This window comes from Frondihabitans sp. 4ASC-45 (genome assembly GCF_049472575.1).
In the GTDB taxonomy this organism is placed as follows: Bacteria; Actinomycetota; Actinomycetes; order Actinomycetales; family Microbacteriaceae; genus Frondihabitans.
In genome coordinates this window covers 72,868-98,354 of record NZ_JBCEBN010000010.1, presented here as the reverse complement: position 1 = coordinate 98,354, position 25,487 = coordinate 72,868, and the positions used below count along the sequence as shown (strand labels likewise).

Annotated in this window: 19 protein-coding genes; 11 read left to right on the top strand and 8 right to left on the bottom strand. The window is 68.3% G+C overall.

The features are described 5' to 3' along the window. The first annotated feature begins 27 nt into the window (after positions 1 to 27). The 4 genes from VH571_RS14850 to VH571_RS14835 all read left to right on the top strand — a co-directional run bounded on the left by VH571_RS14850 (position 28) and on the right by VH571_RS14835 (position 5,805). On the top strand, positions 28 to 1,152 hold the full coding sequence (locus tag VH571_RS14850; RefSeq protein ID WP_423265182.1) for a glycosyltransferase family 2 protein: 1,125 nt from the start codon (positions 28 to 30) through the stop codon (positions 1,150 to 1,152). A 117-nt stretch (positions 1,153 to 1,269) separates the two neighbouring features. Continuing rightward, on the top strand, positions 1,270 to 2,211 hold the full coding sequence (locus VH571_RS14845; protein WP_055959399.1) for a glycosyltransferase family 2 protein: 942 nt from the start codon (positions 1,270 to 1,272) through the stop codon (positions 2,209 to 2,211). After that, the gene (locus VH571_RS14840) at positions 2,201 to 3,790 is read left to right on the top strand and encodes a DUF2142 domain-containing protein (RefSeq protein WP_423265181.1); all 1,590 of its coding nucleotides are present in this window, start codon (positions 2,201 to 2,203) and stop codon (positions 3,788 to 3,790) included. Before VH571_RS14845 ends, VH571_RS14840 begins: the two co-directional genes overlap by 11 nt. Beyond that, positions 3,787 to 5,805, top strand: coding sequence for an acyltransferase family protein (locus VH571_RS14835; protein WP_423265180.1), 2,019 nt, complete (start codon positions 3,787 to 3,789; stop codon positions 5,803 to 5,805). The genes VH571_RS14840 and VH571_RS14835 overlap by 4 nt, the downstream gene beginning before the upstream one ends. 257 nt (positions 5,806 to 6,062) lie before the next feature. Here the strand turns inward: VH571_RS14835 and VH571_RS14830 are convergent, their stop codons facing one another. The 4 genes from VH571_RS14830 to VH571_RS14815 are packed head-to-tail and all read right to left on the bottom strand — an operon-like array spanning position 6,063 to position 11,135. Further along, positions 6,063 to 7,745, bottom strand: coding sequence for a hypothetical protein (locus VH571_RS14830; RefSeq protein ID WP_423265179.1), 1,683 nt, complete (start codon positions 7,743 to 7,745; stop codon positions 6,063 to 6,065). A gap of 59 nt (positions 7,746 to 7,804) precedes the next feature. Beyond that, positions 7,805 to 9,037, bottom strand: a complete 1,233-nt coding sequence (locus VH571_RS14825) for a polysaccharide pyruvyl transferase family protein (RefSeq protein ID WP_055959406.1) — start codon at positions 9,035 to 9,037, stop codon at positions 7,805 to 7,807. Next, positions 9,034 to 10,050: a lysylphosphatidylglycerol synthase domain-containing protein gene (locus VH571_RS14820; RefSeq protein WP_423265178.1), complete on the bottom strand. Its 1,017-nt coding sequence runs from the start codon at positions 10,048 to 10,050 to the stop codon at positions 9,034 to 9,036. Before VH571_RS14820 ends, VH571_RS14825 begins: the two co-directional genes overlap by 4 nt. Further along, a complete protein-coding gene (locus VH571_RS14815) occupies positions 10,047 to 11,135 on the bottom strand; it encodes a nitroreductase family protein (RefSeq protein ID WP_123942095.1) in 1,089 nt (362 codons plus the stop codon). Before VH571_RS14815 ends, VH571_RS14820 begins: the two co-directional genes overlap by 4 nt. 115 nt (positions 11,136 to 11,250) lie before the next feature. Here VH571_RS14815 and VH571_RS14810 point away from each other — a divergent pair, with 115 nt between their 5' ends. Further along, positions 11,251 to 12,216 (top strand): hypothetical protein, encoded by a 966-nt coding sequence (locus VH571_RS14810; RefSeq protein ID WP_423265177.1) that lies wholly within the window; start codon positions 11,251 to 11,253, stop codon positions 12,214 to 12,216. Between the two features lie 10 nt (positions 12,217 to 12,226). Here the strand turns inward: VH571_RS14810 and rfbA are convergent, their stop codons facing one another. The 3 genes from rfbA to VH571_RS14795 are packed head-to-tail and all read right to left on the bottom strand — an operon-like array spanning position 12,227 to position 14,705. Further along, the gene (gene rfbA, locus VH571_RS14805; protein ID WP_055959413.1) at positions 12,227 to 13,090 is read right to left on the bottom strand and encodes a glucose-1-phosphate thymidylyltransferase RfbA; all 864 of its coding nucleotides are present in this window, start codon (positions 13,088 to 13,090) and stop codon (positions 12,227 to 12,229) included. Between the two features lie 3 nt (positions 13,091 to 13,093). Further along, positions 13,094 to 13,717 (bottom strand): dTDP-4-dehydrorhamnose 3,5-epimerase family protein, encoded by a 624-nt coding sequence (locus VH571_RS14800; RefSeq protein ID WP_423265176.1) that lies wholly within the window; start codon positions 13,715 to 13,717, stop codon positions 13,094 to 13,096. Positions 13,718 to 13,775: 58 nt separating this feature from the next. Beyond that, entirely contained in the window at positions 13,776 to 14,705 is a 930-nt protein-coding gene (locus VH571_RS14795) for an aldo/keto reductase (protein WP_423265175.1), read from the bottom strand. 100 nt (positions 14,706 to 14,805) lie between these two features. Here VH571_RS14795 and rfbB point away from each other — a divergent pair, with 100 nt between their 5' ends. The 6 genes from rfbB (at position 14,806) to VH571_RS14765 (ending at position 23,680) form a co-directional block, all read left to right on the top strand. Next, entirely contained in the window at positions 14,806 to 15,792 is a 987-nt protein-coding gene (gene rfbB / locus VH571_RS14790; protein WP_055959418.1) for a dTDP-glucose 4,6-dehydratase, read from the top strand. Next, positions 15,789 to 16,652, top strand: coding sequence for a dTDP-4-dehydrorhamnose reductase (gene rfbD, locus VH571_RS14785; RefSeq protein ID WP_423265174.1), 864 nt, complete (start codon positions 15,789 to 15,791; stop codon positions 16,650 to 16,652). Before rfbB ends, rfbD begins: the two co-directional genes overlap by 4 nt. 363 nt (positions 16,653 to 17,015) lie before the next feature. After that, positions 17,016 to 18,374: a hypothetical protein gene (locus VH571_RS14780; RefSeq protein ID WP_423265173.1), complete on the top strand. Its 1,359-nt coding sequence runs from the start codon at positions 17,016 to 17,018 to the stop codon at positions 18,372 to 18,374. Then, positions 18,371 to 19,885, top strand: coding sequence for a glycosyltransferase family 2 protein (locus VH571_RS14775; RefSeq protein ID WP_423265172.1), 1,515 nt, complete (start codon positions 18,371 to 18,373; stop codon positions 19,883 to 19,885). The genes VH571_RS14780 and VH571_RS14775 overlap by 4 nt, the downstream gene beginning before the upstream one ends. Further along, on the top strand, positions 19,882 to 22,590 hold the full coding sequence (locus tag VH571_RS14770) for a glycosyltransferase (RefSeq protein WP_423265171.1): 2,709 nt from the start codon (positions 19,882 to 19,884) through the stop codon (positions 22,588 to 22,590). Before VH571_RS14775 ends, VH571_RS14770 begins: the two co-directional genes overlap by 4 nt. Before the next feature lie 13 nt (positions 22,591 to 22,603). Then, entirely contained in the window at positions 22,604 to 23,680 is a 1,077-nt protein-coding gene (locus VH571_RS14765) for a glycosyltransferase (RefSeq protein ID WP_423265170.1), read from the top strand. A 27-nt stretch (positions 23,681 to 23,707) separates the two neighbouring features. Here the strand turns inward: VH571_RS14765 and VH571_RS14760 are convergent, their stop codons facing one another. Beyond that, a complete protein-coding gene (locus VH571_RS14760) occupies positions 23,708 to 25,477 on the bottom strand; it encodes a glycosyltransferase (RefSeq protein WP_423265169.1) in 1,770 nt (589 codons plus the stop codon). Between the last annotated feature and the right edge of the window lie 10 nt (positions 25,478 to 25,487).

Here is a 25,487-nt window from a genome sequence, read left to right as displayed (position 1 = left end):
CCGGTGGGCAGGATTCAAGGAGTACCGATGAAACTCGTCGTCACAGCGATGGTCCGTGACGAGATCGACATCATCCGGCAGTGGGTCGACTATCACGTCGCCCAGGGCGCCGATGCGATCATCGTCACCGACAACGGCTCGGTGGATGGCACCAGCGAAGTCCTCGAGGGCTACGCCGAGCGTGGCCTCGTCGACCTGCGTCACGATCCGGTTCAGCGCAAGCAGCAGGGCACCGTCGTGACGGCGATGGCCCGCGAGGCGTTCACGCGCTACGGCGCCGACTGGGTGATCAACGCCGACGCCGACGAGTTCCTGATGCCCGTCGATCGAAGCCGCCGTCTGCACAGCGTCTTCTCCGAGATCGATCCGGGTCTCGGATCCTTCACGGCCCCTACGGTGAACCTGGTCGGCTCGGTCGCCGCCTCGGGCGCCGGTCTCGACCGCCTCGTCTGGCGAGACGGACGCACCAACGAGCAACTCCAGCTGCGCGGCGTCCTGGCGCAGCCGACGCACAACGCGCTTCATGTCGGCAGTGCCGACGTCAACGTCGCCCAGGGCAATCACTTCGTTAGCATCGCTTCTCAGGGCTCTCCGCCGCCCGAGTTGGCCCTCGAGGTGCTGCACCTGCCGTGGCGGTCCTGGGAGCAGCTGCGCAACAAGGTCGAGATCTCCGGTCGGGCCTACGAAGCCAACCCCACCCTCCAGCCGAGCCCGAACCACCACGGCATGCTCGACTACCGCCGCTATCAAGAAGGTTCTCTCTACTATTACTACGCGCTGCGGATGGTCACCGAGGGCGAGGCCGAGACCGGCCCGTTCACCCTCGACCGCAGCCTGTTCGAGTTCTTCGCCTCGCACGGGCTGACGGGCGACTACCCGGCCGACGTCGGAGCCTCCGACGACGAGACTCGTCGTGCCGCGGAGGTCGGGGGGCTCCTCACCACGCGTGATCGTGACGCCGAGGCGCTGCGCGTCGAGGTGGAGGCCATCGGCGCAGCAGCGGCCGCCCGCGTCTCCGCACTTGAGGGCCATGCCCTCGGCCTCGAAAGAGAACTCATCAGGATCCGCGACGAACTCGCTCGAACGAAGGCGCGTCGCGTGGTGAAACTCGCTGATTCCCTGGGCGATCGGGCTCGGCGTTTCCGTTCGTAAGCCGCATGTAAACTCCTCGGGGTTTACATCGCCCCATGAGGCTCGCCCCGCCAGCCTCGTCCCGGCACCACTCGAAGCCGCACCGTCGGCTCGCACTGAATCAGGACTCCCACCCGCGTGAAACTGTTCATCCAGATCCCCTGCCTCAACGAGGAGACGACGCTTCCGTCCGTCCTCGAATCGATGCCGACCGAGATCGACGGGATCGACGAGATCGAGATCCTCATCATCGACGACGGCAGCACCGACCGCACCGTCGAGGTGGCCAAGTCGTACGGCGTGACGCACTTCGTCCGGCACACGACCAACATGGGTCTGGCTCGGTCGTTCCGCGACGGTGTCGACTACGCGCTGCTGAACGGCGCCGACATCGTCGTCAACACCGACGGCGACAACCAGTACCCGCAGTCGATGATCCCGGAGCTCGTGCAGCCGATCATCCGCGGCGAGGCCGAGATCGTCGTCGGCGACCGGCAGACGAAGACCATCGAGCACTTCTCGGCATTCAAGAAGACCATGCAGCGCCTCGGCAGCTGGGTCGTGAGCCAGGCCGCCGGGCTCGATCTGCCCGACGCCGCGAGTGGTTTCCGCGCCTACTCGAAGTACTCCCTCATCCGTCTGAACATCGTCACGCAGTTCAGCTACTGCATGGAGACGATCGTCCAGGCCGGCTACAAGCGCCTCGCCATCACGAGCATCCCGATCACCACGAACGCGAAGACGCGCGAGTCGCGGCTGTTCTCGAACATCTTCCAGCACATGTTCCAATCGGGCTCGGCCATCGTCCGCGCCTACCTCATGTACCGACCGGTCGCCCTCTTCCTCTGGATCAGCGCGGTTCTGGCGGTCGGCGGCCTCATCCCCTTCGTGCGATATCTGATCCTTCTCGCCACGCACGACGCCGGCGCGAACATCCAGTCGCTCCTGCTCGGCCTGCTGCTGATAATCAGCGCGCTCTTATCTCTGGTCATAGGCGTGGTGGCCGACCTGACTCGCATCAACCGGACCCTGGCCGAAGAGACCCTCGACTTCCAGAAGCTCCAGCGCTATGGCGAGTGAGGTCGCTCGGCCCGCCAAGCGGCCGTTAGCCGACCGCGCGAGCACGATGTGGCTCGTCACCGCGGCCTTCGGCCTCGTGCTGGTCTTCTGGGCCGTCTTGACGCCGCTCTACGGGGCACCCGACGAGATCGCTCACGTCGACAGCGCGATCAGGGTCGCACAGGTGCACACCTGGCCCGCTCCGGGCGAGGCGCACTACCTCTCGGGCGTTACCTACACGAAGTTCGGCGAGCTCCAGCTCCGCAACGACCAGCGTTCGACCTTCGCCGAGATCTTCGCCGATCGCCCCGGCATCTCGCCCGGCATCGACCAGATGACCCAGCATCCGCCGCTGTTCTACCTCATGGCCGCCGTGGTGTTGAAGCTCGTCCACTTCATGGACCTCCGCTGGGACATCGTCGTGATGATCCTGCGCTACTTCGACATCCTGCTCGTGCTCCCCCTGCCGTGGCTCGTGTTCGCGTCGGTGAAGCGCGTGCTGAAGTCGCCGAAGATCGCCCTCCTCGGGGCCGTCTCGCTCTTCTTCGTGCCCCAGCTGCAGCAGATCGTCTCGGCGGTCAGCAACGACTCCCTGGCCGTCCTCCTCGGCGCGGTGACGGCGTGGCTGATGATTCGGTTCCTGACCGGCGCCCAGAGGGTCCGCGACGTCGTGTTCGTCTCGATCGCCCTCGGGCTCTTCCTCCTGACCAAGGGCACCGCGGTGCCGGCCGTGCCGTTCGTGGCACTCGGGCTACTGTTCGCCCGTCGCGTGGTGCCGGTCGGGTGGGGGCGCAGGATCCTCGACACCCTCCTCGGCGGCGCCGTGGCCGGTGTCATCGGCGGTTGGTGGTTCGTCCGCAACATCGTGCTCTACCACGACATCCAGCCGTCTGGCCTCGCCGGCCAGCGCCCGACCATCACCTGGCCGGAGGGTGAGGGCCGCGACCTCGGCAACTACATGCAGGCCTTCTGGGACACCGTCACGGGATCGTTCTGGGGCCGTTTCGGCGGGCTGCAGTACCCGATGACGCCGTACCTCACCGATCTGCTGACCGCGGTGTCGCTGCTCGTCGTCGCCGCCTTCGCGTTCCGGCGCGGCGCTTTCCGCCGCGATGCGCTCTTGATCGCCTCCTTCCCCGTCGTGACTCTGCTGCTCCTGATCGCGAACACCTGGCGCGTCTACGGTCGGACGGCTCTCGTCTACGGTGTGCAGGGCCGGTACTTCTACATCGCGATCGTCGCGCTGATCGTGATCAGCGCGATCGCCTGGTCGCATGCCGTCGTCGAACCCAAGACCAAGCTCCTGGCCGCCCGTGCGGTCGTGATCGGTGCTCCCGCCGTCACCGTCTACGGCCTCTCGCTCGAATACCGGGGCGCCTACGAGAAGCTGCACCTCGCCTTCGACCCGGACGGCGCGTACACCTGGGCCTACTCGTCCGCCGTCGGCCCGCATTGGATCGCCCTCATCGTCGGCGCCAGCGCCGTCGTCGGCCTCGTCGCGATTGTCTGGTGCTTCCGTGCCGTGAGTCAACGTGTCTTGCCGGGAGAGTCGAGGCTGGTCCGCGAGGCCGCACCGACGAACGCGGGGACCCGTCCGTGACACCGGGACGACGGAGTGCCGTAGCACCGCCGACGAAGGGCCACCGCCTCGACATCACCGGGCTCCGCGCCCTCGCGATCGTGCCGGTCGTGGCCTACCACGCGGGTGTCACCGGCTTCTCGGGTGGCTTCGTCGGCGTCGACATCTTCTTCGTCATCTCGGGCTTCTTGATCACCGGGCAGCTCATCCGCGACCGCGAGGCCACCGGCCGCATCCACTTCGGCCAATTCTGGGCCAAGCGTCTGCGTCGGCTGGTCCCGGCCTCGACGCTCATGATCCTGCTGACCCTGCCGATCGTGCTCCTCGTCCTCTCTCCGGAAGACTGGTCGAAGATCGGCAAGCAGGCGGTCGCAGCCCTCCTCTTCGTGTCGAACTTCTTCTTCGCGCGCCAGCCCGACGGCTACTTCGCGCAAGACCTCAACCTGCCCCAGCCCTACCTCCACACCTGGTCGCTCGGCGTCGAGGAGCAGTTCTACGTCGTCTGGCCCGTGCTGATCGCCCTCGTCGTCTGGCTCGCCCTCAAGGCGAAAGCCCGCCCCCGAGTCGTGCTCGCGATCATCTTCGGCGTGATCGCCGTCGCATCGGTCACCGTGTCGATCGTTCTCACGAAGACCGACCCGCAGAACGCCTTCTACCTGCTGCCGACGCGCGCGTGGGAGTTCGCGGTCGCGGCGCTCCTCGCCCTGCTTCCCCGTGACCTGATCCGCTCCGCCGCGGCCCGGACCGCCCTCACCGCGGCCGGCATCGTCGGCATCGTCGCGATCGTGGTCCTCCTGCCATCGTCGACGCCCTGGCCCGGCTCGGCCGCACTGCTGCCGGTGGCCGCAACGCTGGCCGTGATCCTCGGCGGCATGGGCCCGGCAGACAGCCCCCGGACGCTGCCCACCCGGATCCTCGAGCTCCGCCCCCTGGTGTGGATCGGCACGGTCTCGTACTCCTGGTATCTCTGGCACTGGCCGCTCATCGTGCTCCTGCCCAAGGCGTTCAAGTCGGAGTCGCCGTGGGTGCCGATCTTCGCGGGCGCCATCGCGCTGGTCATCGCCGCCGTCGCCTACTTCGCGTTCGAGAACCCGATCCGATTCGCCCCCTCCCTGACGAGCTCGGTCAAGCGGTCCATTCTCGCCGCCGGTGTCATGACGCTGGTCGTCGGCCTGATCGCGAGCGGCACCTATTGGCAGGGGCGAACGGCGAGCATCGCGGCCGAGCGCTCCACCGCGCAGGGCCCGGCCCTTCCGCCCCTCGCCTGCGACGCGACCCAGAAGTCGCCGTCGGGCATCTCGGAGTGCGTGCACGGCGCCGTCGACAGCGCGAACACGATCGTCGTCGTCGGTGACTCGCACACCCGTCACTGGGAGGCCGCTCTCGGGGCTGCTGCGAAGGAGGCCGACGTCCGGCTCATCGTCCGCTGGGATTCCGCCTGCCCGACGATCCCGGTGCAGACCATCATGACGAGCGGTCACGTCAAAGCCGGCTGTGCCACCTGGCGGACCGAGACGACGAAGCTCCTCACCGAGATCCACCCCACCGCCGTGATCGTGTCGCAGGCCGAGGGGTACCTCGGCCGGATCGTCGCTCCCGACGGCAGCGAGCTCTCGCAGTCGGCGCAGGAGGCCGAGTGGCTCGCTGGCTACGACACCTGGCTGACCCAGACGAAGAAGCTCACCGACCGCATCGCCGTGATCCGCGACAACCCCCGCCTGCACTACAACCCCAACGAGTGCCTCGCCGCCCCGGGCGGAACGGCAGCCTCCTGCGCCTCACCGCGATCGAAAGCGCTCGACATGATCGACACGCTGCAGAACCTCTCGATCGAGGCTCAGGTCGCGAACGGGGTCGATCCCGTGTTCACGACCACCGACCGGCTCTGCGACCAGACGACGTGCCAGGTCGAGATCGACGGCGTGCGCGTGTACCGCGACTACAACCACCTGTCGGCGGCCTACACGGCGTCGCTGATCCCCTCGCTGACCGAGTTCCTGCAAGAGACGGTGCGGCGCGCGAAGGCCTCTGCCTGAGGCTGTTGCGCTCCCCCGCTTCGCGGCGTCGAGACTCCAGTAGTTGCGGGTTGTGGCCTCCACGACCCGCAACTACTGGAGTCTCGCCGGGGGCAGGTCGGGGTTGGAGGCGGGGCAAGAGCGCGCAGGGCGGCCAGGAACGTAGTTCAGGATCCGGCGCCGCCGGATCCTGAACTCAGGGGGCTTGGCGCTCCCCGAGCCTGCATTACCGGCGCCCCGCGCCCGAACTCCTGCGTCACCGGCGCGCGTTCCCTCGCTCAGGCGTCGACAGGCACCGGCGTGGCTCGAGCCGGCGTCGCCCGCACCGACGCAGCAGCGGCCACGAGCGCGAAGAGCGCCGCCACCACGAACGCGATCATCACCACGACAGACAGCGCGTACGGGAGCGGCGACCACGCGGCGAGATCGCCGAGTGAGTCGAGCGGGTTCGACCAGTGCTCCTCGCCGAAGTGCCACGAGATCGCCCGCCCCATGCTGACGACCGTGTAGACGACGCCGAACACGCCGACGAGAAGCGCAACCAGGCGCGCAGCAGTGAATCGCGCCGCCCCCGCCTGGTCATCGTCACGGGCACGGCCCCGAGAGACGAGACCGAGCAGCGCGGCGAGCCCGATGACCGCGACGACCAGCAGCGGAACGATCGACGAATACAGGTAGCGACCCTGCACTCCCGCCGCGACCCCGGTCTTGCGGGTGAGCGAGTAGACCGACTCGAGCAGGATCGCCAGGGTGAGCAGCGTGGGCAGGACCATGACCACGACCGTGGCGCGCTTCACTCCGAGACGGGACGACAGCGCGAGGCCGGCGAGCAGGATCGCGACGAGGACGACCGAGAGCACGGCGGGGATCCAGGTGGGGTAGGCCAGCGCGCCGCTCTTGATCGACAGGAGCGCCCAGAACCTCGTCGGGAAGACGCTCTCGAACTGGTCCTTCATAAGGTGCAGGGTGTCGGCCATGGCCAGGGGCCCGGTCTTCAGGGGGTCGAAGTGACCGGCGGGCTGCACTTTGCCGTAGACGACGACGTTGTGGATCCACCACCAGCCGCCGGCCATGGCCGCCACGACGAAGATCAGCGCCGGAGTGATGACGCGGCGCAGCGACCGTTCGCGCACGGCGGCGACGAAATAGGCGAGCACGACGACGGCGACGAGCGGAAGCGACCATGCCTTGGTCAGCAGCGCCACGGCCGAGACGAGTCCGACCCAGAGTGCCGTTCGCCTTCGCAGGTCTCCGGTCAGCACGTGCACCGTGCCCAGCGCGATCCACGCCCCCGCCGCGTTCAGCAGGTTGTCGTTGTTGACCGCTCCGCCGACGACGGCGAGCTGCGGAATGGCGAGCACCGAGAGGGCTGCCGCCGAGATCACGACGCGGTTCGCGCCGAGACGTCGCGCGATCAACGCTGCGGCCAGTGGAAGCGGCGTCAGCAGCAGCACCGAGATCATGCGGAAGATCCACACTTCGAGATCCCACGGGATGGTGGCCGGGAGCACGTCGGCGACGGTGCCGAGGAGCGCCGAGTACCCCGGCGGGTGCTGGCCGGCCTTGTTGACCAGGGTGTCGGTACCCGAGCCCAGCTCGCTGAACGACTGGCGATCCGGCCGGGGTGTCGCTTCGGTCGCCGAGAGGGCCGGACGCTGCTCGACCGGCTTCGTCGTCGAGCGCACACCGCTGATCTTCACGGAGGCATCGACCGAGGCCATGCGCGGCATCTCTTTGAAGCCCGGCCACGAGTGGTAGGTCTCCCAGTAGATCGCTGCCGACACGTGATCCGGCTCGTCGGCCGAGCGGTAGGTCGGGTCGGCGATCGACCAGAAGGTCATCGTCGCGGCGAAGAAGGCCACTGCGGCCCAGACCGCGAGCGGCAGCCCGCGGAGACCCCGGGGTGCCCGACGATCTCTCGTCTCAGGCGACGAGCGATCGAGAGTGCGTGTGTCGGGCATCGAAAACCGAGTCTCGTATCGGGAACGGGAAAGCGGGTGGAGTGAAGCGGAGTGAGGGGCTACAGCCCCTTCTTCACCAGCTCGGCGATCAGGTCGGCCTGCTTCAGCGACCGCTTCTTCACCTCGGGCAGGTGCTCGTCGAGCTTGGCCTTGACCTCCGACTGCGCGGCGAGCAACGCCTCGTAGCGGCTCCACAGGTGCGACGGCGTCAGCTTGTCGTGCCCGAACGCCCACTCCTGCAGCTCGAACATCTCGAGCACCTCTTCGTACTTGTGGCCCCAGCCGATCACGAGCGTGGGCACGGCCATCGCGAGAGACGACACCATCGCGTGGAAGCGGCTGGCGACGAAGAACGAGCAGCGCCCGATCAGATAGCGGAGCTCTTGCGACGAGAGCTCGCGGTCGATGAAAGTCACGGCGGCCTTGTCGGCGACGCGCGAGTAGATCTCGCGGCACAGGGGCAGGTCGTTGTTGTGCGTGGCATCGGTACCGGTGCGGACACTGTGGGGCACGAGCAGAAGCTTCTTGCCCGACGCCGTGACCTGGTCGATGAAGGTGACCATCTGGCCGATGTAGTCACCCTCGCGCGCATCGACCTTCTTCTGCAACACGACGCTCGGGCTCAGGCCGACGACCTCGTCGTCGAAGATCGAGAGGTCGACGGCCTTGCCGGCCGCAGCCTCTTCGGTACCGCTCAGTTCGAGTGAGAACGCATAGTCGGCGCCGGCGAAGGTGTTGGTGAGACGCAGCTTGTCGGCATAGCTCTGGGTGATGCGGCCGCGGGTGACGACGGTCGCGGCCTTCGGCAGGAAGGTGCGGGCGACGAGGCGGTTGATCCGGTTGCGGAACGGCCCCACGGCCTGGGCGCACTTGAACACCGGGGTGCCGATGTTGAGAGCGGGCAGGATCGACGCGACGTTGTAGATCAAGAACTTCTCGCGGCCGTCGGTGAACGTGATGCCGCCCTGGTCGAGCAGCACCTGCGAGTCGGCGAGGGCGGCGACGGCCTTCGAGCGCGACTTCAGCAGGCCACGGAGCGGCGGCAGCAGGCGGTAGGCGAGAGCGGCCGAGTTGATGTTGACGCCGAGCGTGCGCGGCCGGGCATCGATGATCTCGAGGTTCGGGTAGCTGTTCTGCTCGCGGTCTTCGCGCGGATACATGCTCAGCAGGGTGAAGTGCACGCCGGGCAGGCGCTCTTCGAGCGTCGCGATCGACGACTCCAGCATGGCGGCGGCGCCTTTGTTGCCCGACAGAGCGGAGCCGATGATGGTCACGTGCGGGGTCGAGCTCATGCGGGAGAACCTTTCGGGAGCGACAGACGCAGGGCGCCGTACTGGAGGGCGATGACGGCGTCGCCCACGGTGGAGAGCAGACGCGAGAGAACAGAGATGACAACCGCCTGGCCGGGGGCGATCCCGATGCCGACGAGGCAGACGAAGAGAACGGCCTCGCGCACGCCGATACCCGACGGAACGAAGATCACAAGGATCCCGATGGCGCCTGCCAGGGCATACGCCGCGGCGAGGGGCACCCACATGCCGGGCGTCACGGTCGTGACCGTCGCAGCGCACAGAATGAACCCGACGCCGTTGATAACGCGCGGCGTGACGTAGGCGGCCGAGAAGCCGAGGCTGGCGACCGGGTGCAGGAAGTACTGCTCCGGCAGCGGCGCCTTGAGAAAGCGCTTGCTCGCGATCGACATGATGCGGTGGAAGACCTGGGGTACGAGGATCGCGACGAGCGGGACCATCACGACGACGACGGCGACGACCGTGAGCACGTTGCCCTCGACGAGGGTCGGCCCGACCACGAGGACCAGGATGATGGCGCTCGGCACGATCGACGCGATCTGCAGGAAGACGTTCTCGTAGATGAACGTGATCAGGATCAGGGTGCGGGGAAACCCGTTCTTCTGCCCCCAGACGACCTTGCTCAGCACCGAGCCGATCTGGCCGGGAACGTACTTCAGCAGCCACGAGAGCGAGTGAACCGCCATCGCCTGCCGGGCGCCCACGTGCGACCCCTCGTCGGACAGACGGTTGAGGATCATGCCCCAGAGGAGGCCCGAGACCGGCACCGCGAAGGCGAAGCAGAGAATCGCCAGGAGATGCAACCACGACGGGTGGAGGTTGGCCTCCTGGACGGCGGTCCAGTTCTTCGACAGCGATCGAGCAAAGAGGACGGCGACGATCGCCACGACCACGATCGTGACGATGCGGCTCAGCAGCTTCCGTCGCCGCTGCTTCTTGGTCGGCTTCGTCGTCGCCGCAGCCACCTCGGTCTCGAGGGGAGCGTCTCCGCTCACCGGGCGAGGTTGTTGTAGCTGCGGAAGGTGTCGAGTTCTTTCTTCTGCGAGAACGGCACGAGGCCGTCGGGGTGGGCGTAGCCGACGGCGATCAGCATGATCACGCGGTCGGAGCCGGAGAGACCGAGCGTCTTCTGCATCTTGCGCTCGAGGGGCTCGAAGTCGGGCCAGTTGATGACGCTCGACGAGAGGCCGAGTGTCTCGAGGCCGAACATGAACGACATGCTCGCGAGCGAGGCGTCGACGTAGATGGCGTGGCGGTCTCGCGGGCTGAAGTAGCTCTCGAGCTTGCCGACGACCACGATCACGGTCTGGATGTTGTCGGCGTAACCGGCCGTGCCGAACGGGATGTTCGAGACCTTCTTGACCATCGCCGGGTCGTCGAAGACGCGGAACTCGTAGGGCAGTCGGTTGCAGGCGGTCGGTGCCTGGCGAGCGACCATCAGGGCCTTGTCGACGAGATCGCGCGGTACCGGCTTGTCGTCGAAGAAGCGCACCGAGCGGCGCTGATTGGCGAGGTCGACGAGCTCGTCGTACGAGACGTTCGAGGTCAGCTGCTTGGCGCGGGGCACGTTGCCGGTCGTCGAGGGCACGTAGTCGATCGACTCGAAGGTGCGGCGAGCCTCGTCGACGACCTTGTCTTTGCCCGTGGCACTGACGCGGAAGTACTCTTCGAGCACGTTGTGCGCCCAGTCCATCTCGGCGATCTCGCTCGTGCCGGGCGACCGCTTGCACTGGCTGGCCGCGGCGGCATAGAACTCGATGGTCTCGCCGACGTAGTCGCGGGCGAAGACGTCGCGGCGGGGCCGCATGATCAGGCCCTTCTCGATGCGGTGCACGTTGCGACGCAGCTCGACGCGGGTGAGACGGTCGCGCTTCTTGTTGCGGTAGTAGTCGCGTCGACCCTGCAGTGTCGCCGCCTGCTCGCGGTTGAAGGTGATGAACGACACCAGGAAGAAGAAGTGCGACAGGATCCGGCTCGACCCGAACGTCTCGAGGAACGCGCGGTTCGTGTTCTCGTACACACGGCGGATCGATCGAATCGCCAGGAGGTCTTTGGCGATCTTCTTCAGCTTGTTCAGCACACGTTCTCCCGCGGGTAGGCGATTCTCCGGACGACCGTCCGAGTTTAGGCGACGAGCGTGCGGGGCCACTAACCCGCAACGGCATTCCCAGTCGACTGCCTCTTACACTGGGGCGGTGAACCACCCCGACGACTCCCCCGCGCCCACCCTTCGCGAGCGGCTGCGGCGCGTCGTCCGGGCTCTCCGCGCCGAGCGCCACTACGACGGAGTGATCCGGCGCGCTCGCGCCCAGCGCGAGCGGGGCCGCGACCGGGAGTGGCACGTCGGGCTGATGCGACTTCTGGCCTCCGGGGTGCGGGCGGCACGGGTGACCGGGCGACCCGGGTCGGATCCTGAAGCCGTTCCGCTCGTCATGTGCCTGTGGAACCGTCCCGATCGTCTGCCGGTGGTGCTCGACCTGCTCGCTCGCCAGGAGTCGCCGCAGTCGATCCGCTTGATTCTGTGGAACAACAACGCCGACGACGCCGCGCACTACCTCGCCTGCCTCAACGGAACCCCGCGCGGTGCCCTGTCGAGCGTCGAGCTCGTCAACAGCGAGCGCAACATCGGCGGCCTCGCCCGATTCGTCGTCGCCCGTCTACTGCGAAACGGCGGCTATCGCGGGCCCGTCATCATGCTCGACGACGACCAGAACATCCGAGACACGTTCGTCGCCGACCTGCTGCGCGACTATCGGCCGCAGTCGGTCGTCGCGTGGTGGGGGTTCAGCCAGCACGGCTCGTACTGGCGGCGAGCCGAGATCGAGCCGGGGTCGCACGCCGACCACGCGGGCACGGGCGGCACCGTCTATGACGTCGACCTCGTGGCCGATGACCGGTTCTTCTTGCGGTTGCCGCGCAAGTTCGCCTTCTTGGAAGATCAGTGGATGTCGTTCGTGGCACATCGGGCCGGCTGGCGCGTCGTCAAGGGCGACACCGTCATCGAGCTCGTCTCAGAAGAGCTCAACCAGTACCACGGGCTGCGCCCGCTGAAAGACGATTTCTACCACGAGCAGAACGACCGCGGAGATGCCCTGCTGGGCGATCCCCTCGACCGGCCGGAGCTGTCGCGGGGTCGCCTCAGCGGGCCCGTCTCGGGTTAGCCGCTGGCGACTAGCCGTTCAGCAGCTTCTGCAGGTAGACGCCGTAGCCACTCTTGGCGAGGGGGGCCGCCAGGCTGGCGAGAGCTCCGTCGTCGATCCATCCGTTGCGCCAGGCGATCTCTTCGATGCAGCCGATCTTGTGGCCCTGGCGGTCTTCGATCACGCGGACGTACTCGGACGCCTGCATCATCGACTCGAACGTGCCGGTGTCGAGCCACGCCGTACCGCGGTCGAGCACCTGCACCTGCAGTTCGCCGGCCTCGAGGTAGCGCTCGTTGACTGTCGAGATCTCGAGCTCGCCTCGGGCGCTCGGCTCGATCGTCTTCGCAATCTCGACGATCTTGTTGTCGTAGAAGTAGAGGCCGGGTACGGCGTAGTTGCTCTTCGGAGCGGTCGGCTTCTCTTCGATCGAGACGGCCTTGAAGTCGTCGTCGAACTCGACGACGCCATAGGCCTTGGGGTCGGAGACGTGGTACGCGAAGATCGTCGCCCCCGAGACCTCGGTGTTCTTCTTGAGGTTCGTGCCGAGGCCGACGCCGTGGAAGATGTTGTCGCCGAGCACCAGCGCGACGCTGTCGTCGCCGATGAACTCCTCACCGATGATGAACGCCTGCGCCAAGCCGTCGGGCGACGGCTGGACGGCGTACGAGATCTCCATGCCCAACGAGGATCCGTCGCCCACGAGAGCGCGGAACTGGTCGTTGTATTCCGGGGTGGTGATGATGAGCACTTCGCGAATGCCGGCCATCATCAGGGTCGACAGGGGGTAGTAGACCATCGGCTTGTCGTAGATCGGCATCAGCTGCTTCGAGATGCCCTTGGTAATCGGCCAGAGACGGGTGCCGGAGCCTCCGGCGAGGATGATTCCCTTCACGGGTCAGCCCTTCTTCGCGGTGAACGCCGCGCTGAGCGACGAGTAATAGGCGCGCATGTCGGCCCAGGTCGGCAGGGTGCCCGCGGCGGCGGCCTCGGCGAGTGACGGCGCGTCGGTGTCTTTGGGCGAGAGGAGAGCCTCGCCGGCCTCGTCCGGAAACACCAGCGCGATGTCGGAGTCGAGCGGGTTGATTCCGTGCTCGCGCTCGGCGTTGAACGTGTCGGTCACCAGGTAGCTGACGGTGGCGTCGTCGGTGAGGGCGACGAAGCAGTGCCCGAGCCCCTCCGAGATGTAGATGGCGCGGCGGTCCTTGTCGTCGAGCAGCACGCTGTCCCACTGGCCGAACGTCGGCGAGCCGACCCGGATGTCGATGACGTAGTCGAGCACGGCACCGTGCGTCGCCGTCACATACTTCGCCTGGCCCAGCGGAACGTCGGCGAAGTGGATGCCGCGCACGACGCCCCGCTTCGACACCGAGGTATTCGCCTGCCGGAGGTCGACCGGGTGGCCGATGACCTCGGCGAGCTTGTCGAAGCGGTACCACTCGAGGAACACGCCCCGGTCGTCGCCGAACTGCTTCGGGGTGATCTCGTAGCTGTCTGGAATACTCAATTCACGGATCTGCACCCGGGAAGCCTAGCCGGTGACGTCTTACGGCAGCAGGTGCCCTGCGGCGGTCCTCCGTCTACGGCAGCAGGTGCCCCGCCGCGGTGAACAGCCGGTACCACTCCTCGCGGGTCAGCGGCAGCTCGCTTCCGGCAGCGGAATCCTTGACGCGCTGGGGGTTCGTCGTGCCGAGCACCACCTGCATGTGGGCCGGGTGACGAGTGATCCACGCGACCGCGATGGCCTCGGGTGCGACCGAGTACTTTGCCGCCAGCTCGTCGATGACGTCGTTCAGGTCGGCGTAGGTCTCACGGTCGCCGAGGAACACCCCGTCGAAGAACCCCTTCTGGAACGGCGACCACGCCTGCAGGGTGATGTCGTTGATCCGCGAGTAGTCGAGGATCCCGTTGTCGCGGTCGATCGACTGGTCGAGGCCTTTCATGTTGGCGCTGACGCCCGCGGTGATGAGGTTGGCGTGCGTGATGCTGAGCTGTACCTGGTTGACGATGAGCGGCTGGGTGACCGACTTCTTGAGCAGGTCGACCTGCAGCGGCGTGTGGTTCGAGATGCCGAAGCTCGTCACCTTGCCGGCCGCCTTTAGCTCGTCGAAAGCGCGGGCGACCTCGTCGGGCTCGACGAGGGCGTCGGGGCGGTGCAGCAGCAGGATGTCGAGGTGGTCGACCCGGAGGGCCTCGAGCGACTCGTTGACCGACTCGACGATGTGGTCGTGCGAGAAATCCCAGAAGCCGTCGCGGATGCCGACCTTCGACTGGAGGATCACGTTCTCCCGCTCGCTCGGTGAGAACCTGATGGCGTCGCCGAAGCGCTTCTCGCAGAAGTGCGGGGTGCCGCCGTAGACGTCGGCGTGGTCGAAGAAGGTGATGCCGGCATCGCGTGCCGTGCCGACGAGGGTCTGGATCTCGGTGTCGGAGAGCGGGTCGATCCGCATGAGTCCGAGGATCACATTGGAGGCGGGGGCGGTCAGGTCGGGAAACGTCGTTGTTCGCATGGCTCCATCTTGCCCGGACCGGCGGAGTTCGGTCAGGGTGGGGCCGGATCCTGCCCCCTACTATGGATTCGATCGACGCTCGCGACCGAAAGACATCCTTATGCGCATCCTCGTCACCGGCGGAGCCGGCTTCATCGGCTCCAACTTCGTCCGGCGCACCCTGCAAGACGCCTATCCGGGCCTGGAGGGCGCCGAGGTCGTCGTCCTCGACGCCCTGACCTACTCGGGCAACCTCGAGAACCTGGCTCCCGTCGCCGACTCGCCCCGCTACCGCTTCGTCGAAGGCGACATCCGCGACGGCGCGCTGCTCGACACGCTCTTCCCTGACGTCGACGCGGTCGTCCACTTCGCGGCCGAGTCGCACGTCGACCGCTCGGTGCGCGACGCCTCGATCTTCGTCGAGACCAACGTGCTCGGCACCCAGCAGCTGCTCGACGCGGCCCTCCGCAACGACCTCAAGCGCTTCGTGCACGTGTCGACCGACGAGGTCTACGGCTCGATCGCCGAGGGCTCGTGGGCCGAAGACCGCCCGCTCGAGCCGAACTCGCCGTACTCGGCGTCGAAGGCCGGCTCCGACCTCCTCGCGCGCAGCTACCACCGCACGCACGGCCTCAACGTCTCGATCACACGCTGCTCGAACAACTACGGGCCGTACCACTTCCCTGAGAAGGTCATCCCGCTGTTCGTCACGAACCTCATCGACGACAAACACGTGCCGCTCTACGGCGAGGGCAACAACATCCGCGACTGGCTTCACGTCGACGACCACTGCCGGGGCATCGCCCTCGTGCTCGTCAAGGGCGAGGCCGGCGAGATCTACAACATCGGCGGCGGCACCGAGCTCACCAACAAAGAGCTCACGCAGCTACTGCTCGACGCGACCGGCAAAGACTGGTCGTACGTCGATCGCGTGCAAGACCGCCTGGGCCACGACCTGCGCTACTCGGTCGACATCTCGAAGATCCAGCGCGAGCTCGGCTACGAGCCGCAGGTGCCGTTCGAGCAGGGGCTCAACGACGTGGTGCAGTGGTACCGCGACAACCGCACCTGGTGGGAGCCGCTGAAAGAGCGCGCGGCCCTCGCGTGAGCTCGACCCAGAACCTCCGCTACCTCGTGACGGGCGCCCGGGGCATGCTCGGTACCGACCTCGTCGAGGCGCTCTTCGGCCGCGACGTCACCGTGCTCGGCCGCGCTGACCTCGACGTGACCGACCGCGCCGCGGTGCTCGACGCCGTCGAGGGCCACGACGTGGTCTTCAACGCCGCCGCCTACACGAAGGTCGACGACGCCGAGACGCACGAAGACGAGGCGCTCCTCGTCAACGGCACGGCCGTCGAGCTCCTCGCCGAGGCGACCGCGACGCACGGCGCGAAACTCGTGACGGTGTCGACCGACTACGTCTTCGATGGCCAGGCCACCGAGCCCTACGCCGAGACGACCCCGCTCGACCCGCTGAACGCCTACGGCCGCACCAAAGCCGCTGGCGAGATCGCTGCGCTCGCGGTCAACCCCGCCGGTGCCTACGTCGTCCGTACCGCCTGGCTGTACGGCCAGCACGGTCCGAACTTCGCCGCGACCATGCTTCGGCTCGCTGCGTCGCACGACACGGTCACCGTGGTGAACGACCAGATCGGTCAGCCCACCTGGACGTCCGATCTCGCAGCGCAGCTCGTCGCACTCGTCGACGCCGACGCCCCTGCCGGCATCTACCACGGCACGAACTCGGGCCGGGCGTCGTGGTTCGACTTCGCGCGCGCCGTGTTCAGCGAGGCCGGGTTGGATCCTGAGCGCGTTCTTCCGACCGACAGTGCTGCATTCGTGCGCCCGGCCCCGCGCCCCGCTTTCAGCGTGCTCGGGCACGACGCGTGGGCTGCTGCCGGCCTCGCGCCCATGCGGCCCTGGCAGGAGGCTCTCGCCCAGGCCTCGGCCGAAGGGGTCTTCGCGTAGCTGGCTTTCGCTCCGCACGCCGAGTGCCGAGTGCCGAGTGCCGAGTGCCGAGTGCCGCCTAAAGCCGGCCACGCTCCGGCCGGGAATGCATTACGCGGCACTCGCGGCCCCGCGCTCGCTCGGAGCCCCGGCAGCGATTCTGTGCCCGCCACCGAGTGCCGCCTAAAGCCGGCAGAGCCCCGGCCGGGCCAGCATTACGCGGCACTCGGGGCCCCGCGCCCACTGGCAACACCCGCGCGAGCCGCCGAGAGGGGCCAAATCGCCGCCCGGCGAACGAACAGAAGCCGATTTCGGCACTTTTGCCAGGCCGCAGCGGCGAGCGACCGGGGCACCACGCCGAGAAAGCCCTAGGCTCGAAACCGTATGAATCTCACGAAAATCGGGCGACTCGTCTCTGACCTGGCACGCGTCAACCGCTCCTACCTGGCCGACTCCGACTACCGGAATGTCGCCCGCGAGCGCCTCGCCCCCACCTCCAGCCCGAATCGCGCCGTCGAGCGACGTGAGATCGCCGCCGCTCCCCCGGAGGCGCGTCCCTTCCACGGTCTCTCGGAGACGAGCCTCGCCCTAGCCGGCATCCACAGCACCGGCAACGGCAACGCAAGCAGCAGCAGCAGCAAGAGCGCGAGCACGAGCCCCGCCCTCAACATCGTGATCGGCGAGGTCCGCGACGGCGCCACCTTCGCCGGCATTCAGACGGCCGTCTCGTTCGGCGTCGCCCTCGCCGAGGCGCTCGGGCTGCCGGTGCGCGTCGTGATGGTCGGCTGGACCACCCCCGGCAACTCGTCCGCGGCCGCAACAGAAGTGCTCCGCGAGCGCTTCCCCGGCAAGCACATCACCGTCGTCGCCCGCGAAGGGATCTCGAAGGCCGACTTCAGCGACTCCGACCTCTGGCTCGCCACCCACTGGAAGACTGCGCACGCCATCTCGGTGGCGGTCACGGCCGGTCGCATCGACCCGCAGCGCGTCGTCTACCTGGTGCAGGATTACGAGCCCGGCTTTAGCCCGTGGTCGACCGAGTTCGCTCTGGCCCGCGCCACGTATCACGCGGGGTTCCGCATGGTCGTCAATTCTTCCCCCTTGCAGACGTATCTGCGGCAAGAAGAGGGTCTCGAGATTCCCGACGACCTCGTCTTCGCCCCGCACCTCGACCTTGATCTGCTCCGCCGCGTGGCCGCCGAGCGTTCCCATGACGACGTCGTGCGCGTGCTCTTCTACGGCCGGCCGAACAAGCACCGCAACCTGTTCCGGGTCGGCATCGCCGCGCTCCGCATCGCCGTTCGAGAACTCGAAGGATCCGGCATCACCGTCGAGTTCGCCAGCGCCGGAGAGCTGCACCGCGACGTCGAGCTCGGCGGTGACGCCAAGCTCGAGAGCGTCGGAACCCTCCCGTGGGACGACTACTTCCGCTTCATCGCGAGCCGCAACGTGGTGCTGTCGTTGCAGCTCAGCCCGCATCCGAGCCACCCGCCGTTCGACGGGGCGATCTCGGGTGCACACGTCGTGACGAACGAGTTCGCCGGTACCCGCGCCGGCGTCCACCCGGGAATCGACGCCGTCGCGGCCGACCCCGAGGCGCTCGGCCAGGCGGTGGCTCGTGCCATCCGGCGGGCTGCCGCCGATGGCCCCGCCGGCTTCCGCGACCTCGAACCGGGTGCCCTGGGCGGCACCCTCGACCAGGTCGTGGCCCGCCTCTCGACCCTGCTGGGAGGCGCCCGATGAGCGTTCTGATCGTGGTGCCGGTGTACGGCGACCTGCCGTCGGTGCTGGAGTGTCTCGATGCGCTGGTGACGACCGTCGATCTGGCGACGCATCGGATCCTGATCGTCAACGACTGCGGCCCCGATGTCGACGCCATCGAGAAGGCTCTGCTCGAGCGCATCGACGGCGTGGCCGGCGTGCGGTACGAGCGGAACCCCGAGAACCTCGGATTCGTCGGCACCTGCAACCGCGCTGTCACCGAGCTCGACGACACCGATGCCGACGTATTGCTGATGAACAGCGACGCGGTGCCGACACCCGGGTTCCTCGACGAGATGCTCGCTGTGCTGTACGCCGATCCGCGGCACGGCGTGGTCACGGCCCGGAGCAACAACGCGACGATCGCGAGCCTGCCGTTCCGGCTCACCGACCCGAAGCGGGAGCGCACGTTCGACCGCACCCGCGAAGTGCACGAAGCGCTGCTGCCGTATCTGCCGCGCTGGTACGAGCCGCCCGTCGCGATGGGTTTCTGCTTCCTCACCCGGCGTGACCTGATCGTGCGTTTCGGCCTCTTCGACGAGGTCTTCTCGCCGGGCTACGGCGAGGAGAACGACTACTGCCTGCGCCTCGGCGAGGCCGGTTTCATGTCGACGATGGCGAACCGGGCCCTGGTCTTCCACGAGGGGTCGAAGAGCTTCGTCGGTGCACGCCGCAACACCCTGCGCACGGCGCACCAGCGCGAGCTCGACCGCCGCTATCCGTATTACGGGTCAGCCGTGCAGTCGTTCCTGCGCCATTCGGTCGCCCCCGCAGATCGTTTTGCCGACCTGGTCGTGCCGGTGGGCCCGCAGCGGATCGTGCTCGACCTGCGCGCCGGGGTCGCCGTGCCCGCGGCGATCGACGCGTTCCTCACGGCCTTTCCCGCCTCCCACTGGGCGCGCGAGATCCTCGTCGACGACGTCGCCGCGGTCTCGTCGGGTGCAGCGGTGACCGCCGAAGTCAGGGTCGCGGCCGACGCGCACGACGACGACCTCGTGGCGGCGACGGTGCTGCTTGCCGAGCGGGTGACGCCCCGATCGCTCGTGCGCGCGCATCGGCGCTCACTGCACCTCGTGGCCGTGTCGGGCGACGGTGTGCCGGATCCTTCGCTCCCGGACGATCGAGGTCAGGATCCGACGGCCGTCACCCCGTCACCGTGGACCGACGCCGCGTTCGTCTCGCGCTCGCGCGACGCGACGCCTGTGCTGCGACAGCATGCAGCGGCCACCGTCGTTGACGGCGATTGGGCCGCTGCGGCTTCGACTCTCCGCTCGGCGCTCGAGTCGCCTCTCGCCGACCGGGTCGCGGCCCTCGACGCTCGCTGGCGGGATCTCGCTCTCGTCGACGCCGCGATCGACGACGGCGGCCCCGAGTCGGGTGCCGAGGTCGAGCGTCTGCGCGCCGAGCTGCGCGATCTGCGGTCCAGCCGCACGTTCCGTACCGGGGAGGCAGTAGCGCGTCTGGTGCCGAAGCTCCCCGGGCGCAAGCGATGAGTGGCCCCGAGAGTCGACCGCGTCGATCGGGCGCTGTCGTTCTGCGGCAGATGGCTCGACGGCTCAGGCCTGCCCCACCGCCCCTGACCGTCGAAGATCGCCAGCTGCGCTGGGCACGGCGAATCGTCGAGTTCGGAATCCTCGACCGCGAGTACTTCGAGACGATGGTCGGGCGTCGATTCGAGTCCGATATCGCCGCGATCGAGTTCTACATGCTCAACGACGGCAGTCGAGGTCTATCACTGTCGCCGCTGATCGAACCGGAGTGGCTGAACGACCAGCAGCCCGATTCGCGCTTCAGCTGGTACGACTTCCTGCACCAGGAGTCGACCGATCTCGTCGCGACTTCGCCGGTGTTCGATGCGGCCCGCTATGTGGCGGAGCTCGACGAGACCGACCGCGCCGCCGTCACAACGACCCTCGGCGCTCTCCGGCACTTCGTGCGGAACGCCGACTCGACCACGCTGATGCCGGTGTCGCCCGGTCGCCGCGGCGAGCGCCCCACCTGGGGCCAGGAGCGCGCCCGCTCCCTCGCCGTCGCCCGTGCGTTCGCCGATTCGCAGCACCGCACGCGGCGGCGCTACCGTCCCGAGTGGGGCGGCGCCGACACGGCCGAGGCGCGCACGCGCTACGCGGCGGGGCTCGCTCGCCTGCAGGCCGAGCGGCCACTCGTCTCGATCGTGCTCCCGACCCACAACCGGGCGGCGCAGCTCGAGCGCGCGATGCTGTCGGTGTCCGATCAGACGTACGACAACTGGCAGCTCATCGTCGTCGACGACGGCTCGACCGACGAGACCCCCGCCGTCGTCGAGCGGCTGTCGGCCCGCGATCCCCGCATGACCCCCGTGGCGCAGGCGCCCGCGGGAGCGTCGGCCGCCCGAAACACCGGGCTCGCCGCCGCGACGGGCACGCACATCGCGTTTCTCGACTCCGACAACGCCTGGCGTTCCACGCACCTCGAGCTGGCGCTGGCGGCCCTGCTCCAGGAGGGTGCGAGCGCCGTCCACACCGGCCTCCGCATGATCGGTCTCAACAACACGGGCGATGCGGCCGACGAGTCGAAAGAGACCTTCCGTGGCGAGGAGGGCGACTGGAACGACCTGGTCGCGGGCAACTTCATCGATCTGAACGCGCTCGTCGTCGAGGCGTCGGCCGCGCGATCGCTCGGCGGCTTCGACACGACCCTGAAGCGCTGGATCGACTACGACTACGTGCTCCGCCTCTCCCGCGACTTCGGGGTGCCTCGCTACGTCGATCACCTCAGCGTCGACTACGACAACACCTTCGATCCGTCTCGTCTCTCGTCGCGCGAGGGCGCGTCGTGGCAGGAGGTCGCGCTCGCACCGAACGTGATCGACTGGGCGGCCCTCGCCGATGCGGCGCCCGACCGCCCGGCCGACCTGGTGTCGATCGTGATCCCCGTCTACCGGGAGTGGCGGATGACGCGTCGGGCGATCGACGCGGTCCTCGCCGACGCCGACCGCGGCGGTGCCTCCGACCGAGAAGGCGCCTCCGACAGCGACAGCGCGTCCGACCACCGTGCCCCGCTCCGGGTCGAGGTCGTCGTGATCGACAACGCCTCCCAGCGGAGCGTCTCCGCGACCCTCGCCGGCTGGTTCGCCGCCGAGCCCCGCGTGCGCATCCTCCGCCAGGATCGCAACCGGAACTTCGCGCTCGGCAGTGACCTCGGCCTCGCCGAGTCGACTGGTGCCCACGTGGTCATGCTCAACAACGACACAGAGGTGCAGCCGGGGTGGCTCGCGCCTCTGGTCGACGAGCTGTCGGATCCTGCGGTTCTCGGGGCGCAGCCCCTGTTGCTCTACCCGAACGGCACTGTGCAGGCCGCCGGCACCGTCTTCGGCGGCGACAAGGTGCTGCCGTGGCACTTCCTGGCCGCGCACCCCCGCAGCGATGCCGCGCGGGCCGACCAGCGCTCGTTCTCGGCGATCACGGCGGCGGCGGCGATCTTCCGCGCCGGCGACCTGATTCGCTGGCGGGGCTTCGACCCGATCTTCGCCAACGGACTCGAAGACGTCGACCTGTGCCTGCGCGCCCTCGACGAGCGGCCGGGCGGTCGGTTCTCGGTTGTGCCCGACTCGGTCGTCGTGCACCACGAGAGCGTCGCGCCCGGGCGTTCCGACGCGCAGATCGCGAACCGCCGACACTTCGACGAGCGCTGGCAGGGCCGGTACCCGCGCATCGAGGCGTCGCGCTACGCCGCCGCGGGGCTGGTGCTGGCCGGTATCGAGGCGGGCGAGCCGAAGGGGCACGACGTGTTGGTTCGGTCGTCGCGCCCGCTGATCGTGCGGCCGCCACGGGACGTGAGCGAAGGATCCTGGGCCGGTCGCCCTTCGCTCCGTTGGTCACTGAAGCACGAGGCCTCGACGTTCGCCGAGGCTGACGCCCTCGCGTCCCGACTCCGCGACCTCGGCCAGGAGGTCGTGCTCGACGCCCCGGACGCCTGGTATCGCTCGTCCGCCTCGCTCGACGACGTGGCGGTGGCTCTGCTCCGCGACGGCCGGTTCGTGCCGCAGCCGGGGGCGGTCAACGTGCTCGTCGACCCGGCCCTCGCGTCCAACCCGCTCGTCGCGCCGGCGTTCCGCCTGCAGATCGGCGCCGGGGCACCGGTGTCGGCGCAAGCACTGGACGACCGAGAGCGGCTGATCTTCGAGGCCCTCGGGGCGGGCGACGGGCTCGATCGATGAAGGCCGCCGTCCGATGAAGACCGTTGCTCGCGTTCTCGTCTTTCCCGCCTACCGTGACAACCCGTACATCAACCTGCTCGGGCTCGCGGCGAGAGGTCGCGGGTACGCCCTGATCGACGAGACCCGACTCGAAGAGCTCGAGCGGACGGCCGCGAGCCTCACCTCTGGCGACGTGGTGCACCTGCACTGGACCACACCGGTCGTGCAGCGGGCCGAGACGGTCGAGGAGGCGTCTGAGCGTCTGGATCGCTTCCGAACCGCCGTCGATGCGGCGGCCGCTCGCGGTGCCAGGATCGTCTGGACGCTCCATAACGTCGTGCCCCATGACGTCCGCCACGACGAACTCGAGCTCGCGCTGTGCCGGTACTTGGCCGACCGCGCCGACGTCGTCCACGTCATGACGGCCGACGCCGTCGAGGCCGCCGCCCCCTTGTACACGCTCGATCCCGCCAAGGTGGTGGTGATTCCGCATCCGAGCTACCAGGGCGTGTACCCGTCACAGCTGTCTCGGCACGACGCCCGGGCGAGCATCGGGCTGGATGCCGACGAGCGAGGAGTGCTGTTCTTCGGGCAGATGCGGCCCTACAAGGGCCTCGACACCCTGTTCGCGGCTCTCGGGCGCCTCAAGGCGACGGCCGTCCGGCCGGTGCTGCTGCTCGCCGGCAGCGTGACGGACGCCGATCGGCTCACGCTGGAGGCGATTCTGCCCGCCGGTGTGCGAGTCGTCTGGCACCCGGGGCACGTGGCCGATGCCGACGTCGAGAAGTGGCTTCGAGCAGCCGACGTGCTGGTGCTGCCGTACCGTCGGATCCTGAACTCGGGCACTCTGCACCTGGCCGCGACGTTCGATCTGCCCGTCGTGCTGCCCGACGAGCCCCACCTTCGGGCGGCCTTCGGCGGCGAGACGTGGATCCGATGGTTCGATACCGAAGACCCGGTCACCTCGATCGCGGGTCTGCTCGACGACGAGGCGACGTACGCCGTCGACAGTGCGGCGACCCGCGACTTCTCCCACCGGCTCTCGCCCTTCACGATCTCGACCCGCTACGCGGATCTGCTCGACCGGCTGCGCGCGACCGACTCCGCCTGAGCGACGGCCGCGCTGCTCATGCGCTGCTCAGCGGCGGAGCCGAGCCCGTGCCTTCGCTCGGAGACCCGACAGCACCCCGCCGCGCGATGCGTCTCGGTAGTCCAGCAGAAACACCCAGCCGTTCTTGCGGTCGCTCAGCGGCTGCAGGGCCGACCCCTCGGGAACCGGCGGCAACGGCATGCGAGCCGTGACCACCGCGTGCTCCTGCGCGCTCCCCGAATCGCCGGCGGTGAACCGCACGAGCACCCGATAGCGCCCGGGCGTCGGCAGCTCCTGGGCACGGACCTCGGCCGACCAGCGGCCCTCCTCCAGCGCGAGGGTGAGAGGGATATCGTCACCGGCGTCGGGCCGCAGCACGAGCACGGCGCCCAGGAGCGCTTCGGGCCACGGGGCGGGCCCTGCGAGCAGCAGCCGGTCCGGCTGCACCTCAACACGCTCCACGACGAGAGGCGCCGCTCGACGCACGAGCGACACCCGCCGCACGGCATCGGCGTCGCCGGCCCGGACGGCCTCGAGCATCCAGCGGAGGATCTCCGACTCGACGCCGCCCGGATCGAGCGTTGAAATCGCTGTCGTGCCTGCCAGCACGCTGACAACTGGCACGAGGTCTTCCACGGCCGCCAGCGCCGCGTCATTCGCGAGAGCGGTGAGGGGCCCGTCAACTGCGAGGCGTTCCAGGTCGATTGACGCGGCCGGCTCGTGCTCCAGCGCCACGAGCGTGCGGCTCCACTCCTCTAGAGCCGCGGAATCGTGAAAACGCTCGTCACGCGCACGGGCCGAAGAGCGGGCGAAGGATCGCGCACGCCCGATCTCCCCCGCCTCGACCAGGGCGAAAAGGGCACGCCGATCGGCCGTCGCGCTCTCGAACGCGTCGCGCGGAACCACAGCGAGCATCGCGGTCAACGCCTCGGCGACCTCGGGGCTCAGACCCGCCCCCTCCTCGAGCTGACGGAGGTAGGTCGAGAGGTGGACCCAGCCGTCGGCGTCGAAGACGAGGCGCGAATACGAGGCGGTCACGGACGGGTCAGAGAAGTCGGCGACGATCTCGGCGCAGATCGCTTCCTGTTCGAAGTAGAGACGCGCGGCGACGTCGGCGGGGGTTCCGGCCGTCATCGACGTCGTTCCGGGCCGGTCACGGTACAGGTAGACGCACGACGCGACGACATCCATCGATGTGGCCAGAACGAACGACCTCGTCATCGGCACCATGTCGTCGTTCCGCGGTATCTCGGGGAACGCGAGCGCGTTGCCCTCCCAGAACGAGCGGCGGAAGACCCGGTTCCAGGCGGCGCGGCCGCTCACGAGAGCGGGCACTGTCGACGGGGTGACGCCCTGCAGGTCGGTGTCGAACGGATGCCATCGAGCAGTGGGGCTCCAGGTCGAGCCGGGTGAGAACTTGAGGTGGTCGCCGATCGCGAAGTCGGAGCCGCTGCTCTCCAGGCTGTCGACCAGGGCCGAGTAGGCGCCCTGCGGAATGAGGTCGTCGGCGTCGGCGAAGACCAGGTACCGACCCGACGCGAGGAGCGCGCCCTCGTTGCGAGCCGCCGCGGCCCCGATACCGGAAGCACGGTGGTGTCGAACGCGCCCGTCGCGCTCGGCGGCGGCCGCGATCCGGTCGCCCGTCTCGTCGGTCGACCGGTCGTCGACCACAATCACCTCGAGCGAGTCGACTCCTGCTCCGAGCACGCTGTCGAGCAATTCGTCGATCCACGGCGCGACATCGCGGGCGGGGATGACGACGGAGAGCAGAGGTGCGGGGGGAATGAGGATCTCCTGGGGTTCAGAATCACGGTTCACTCTCGATTGT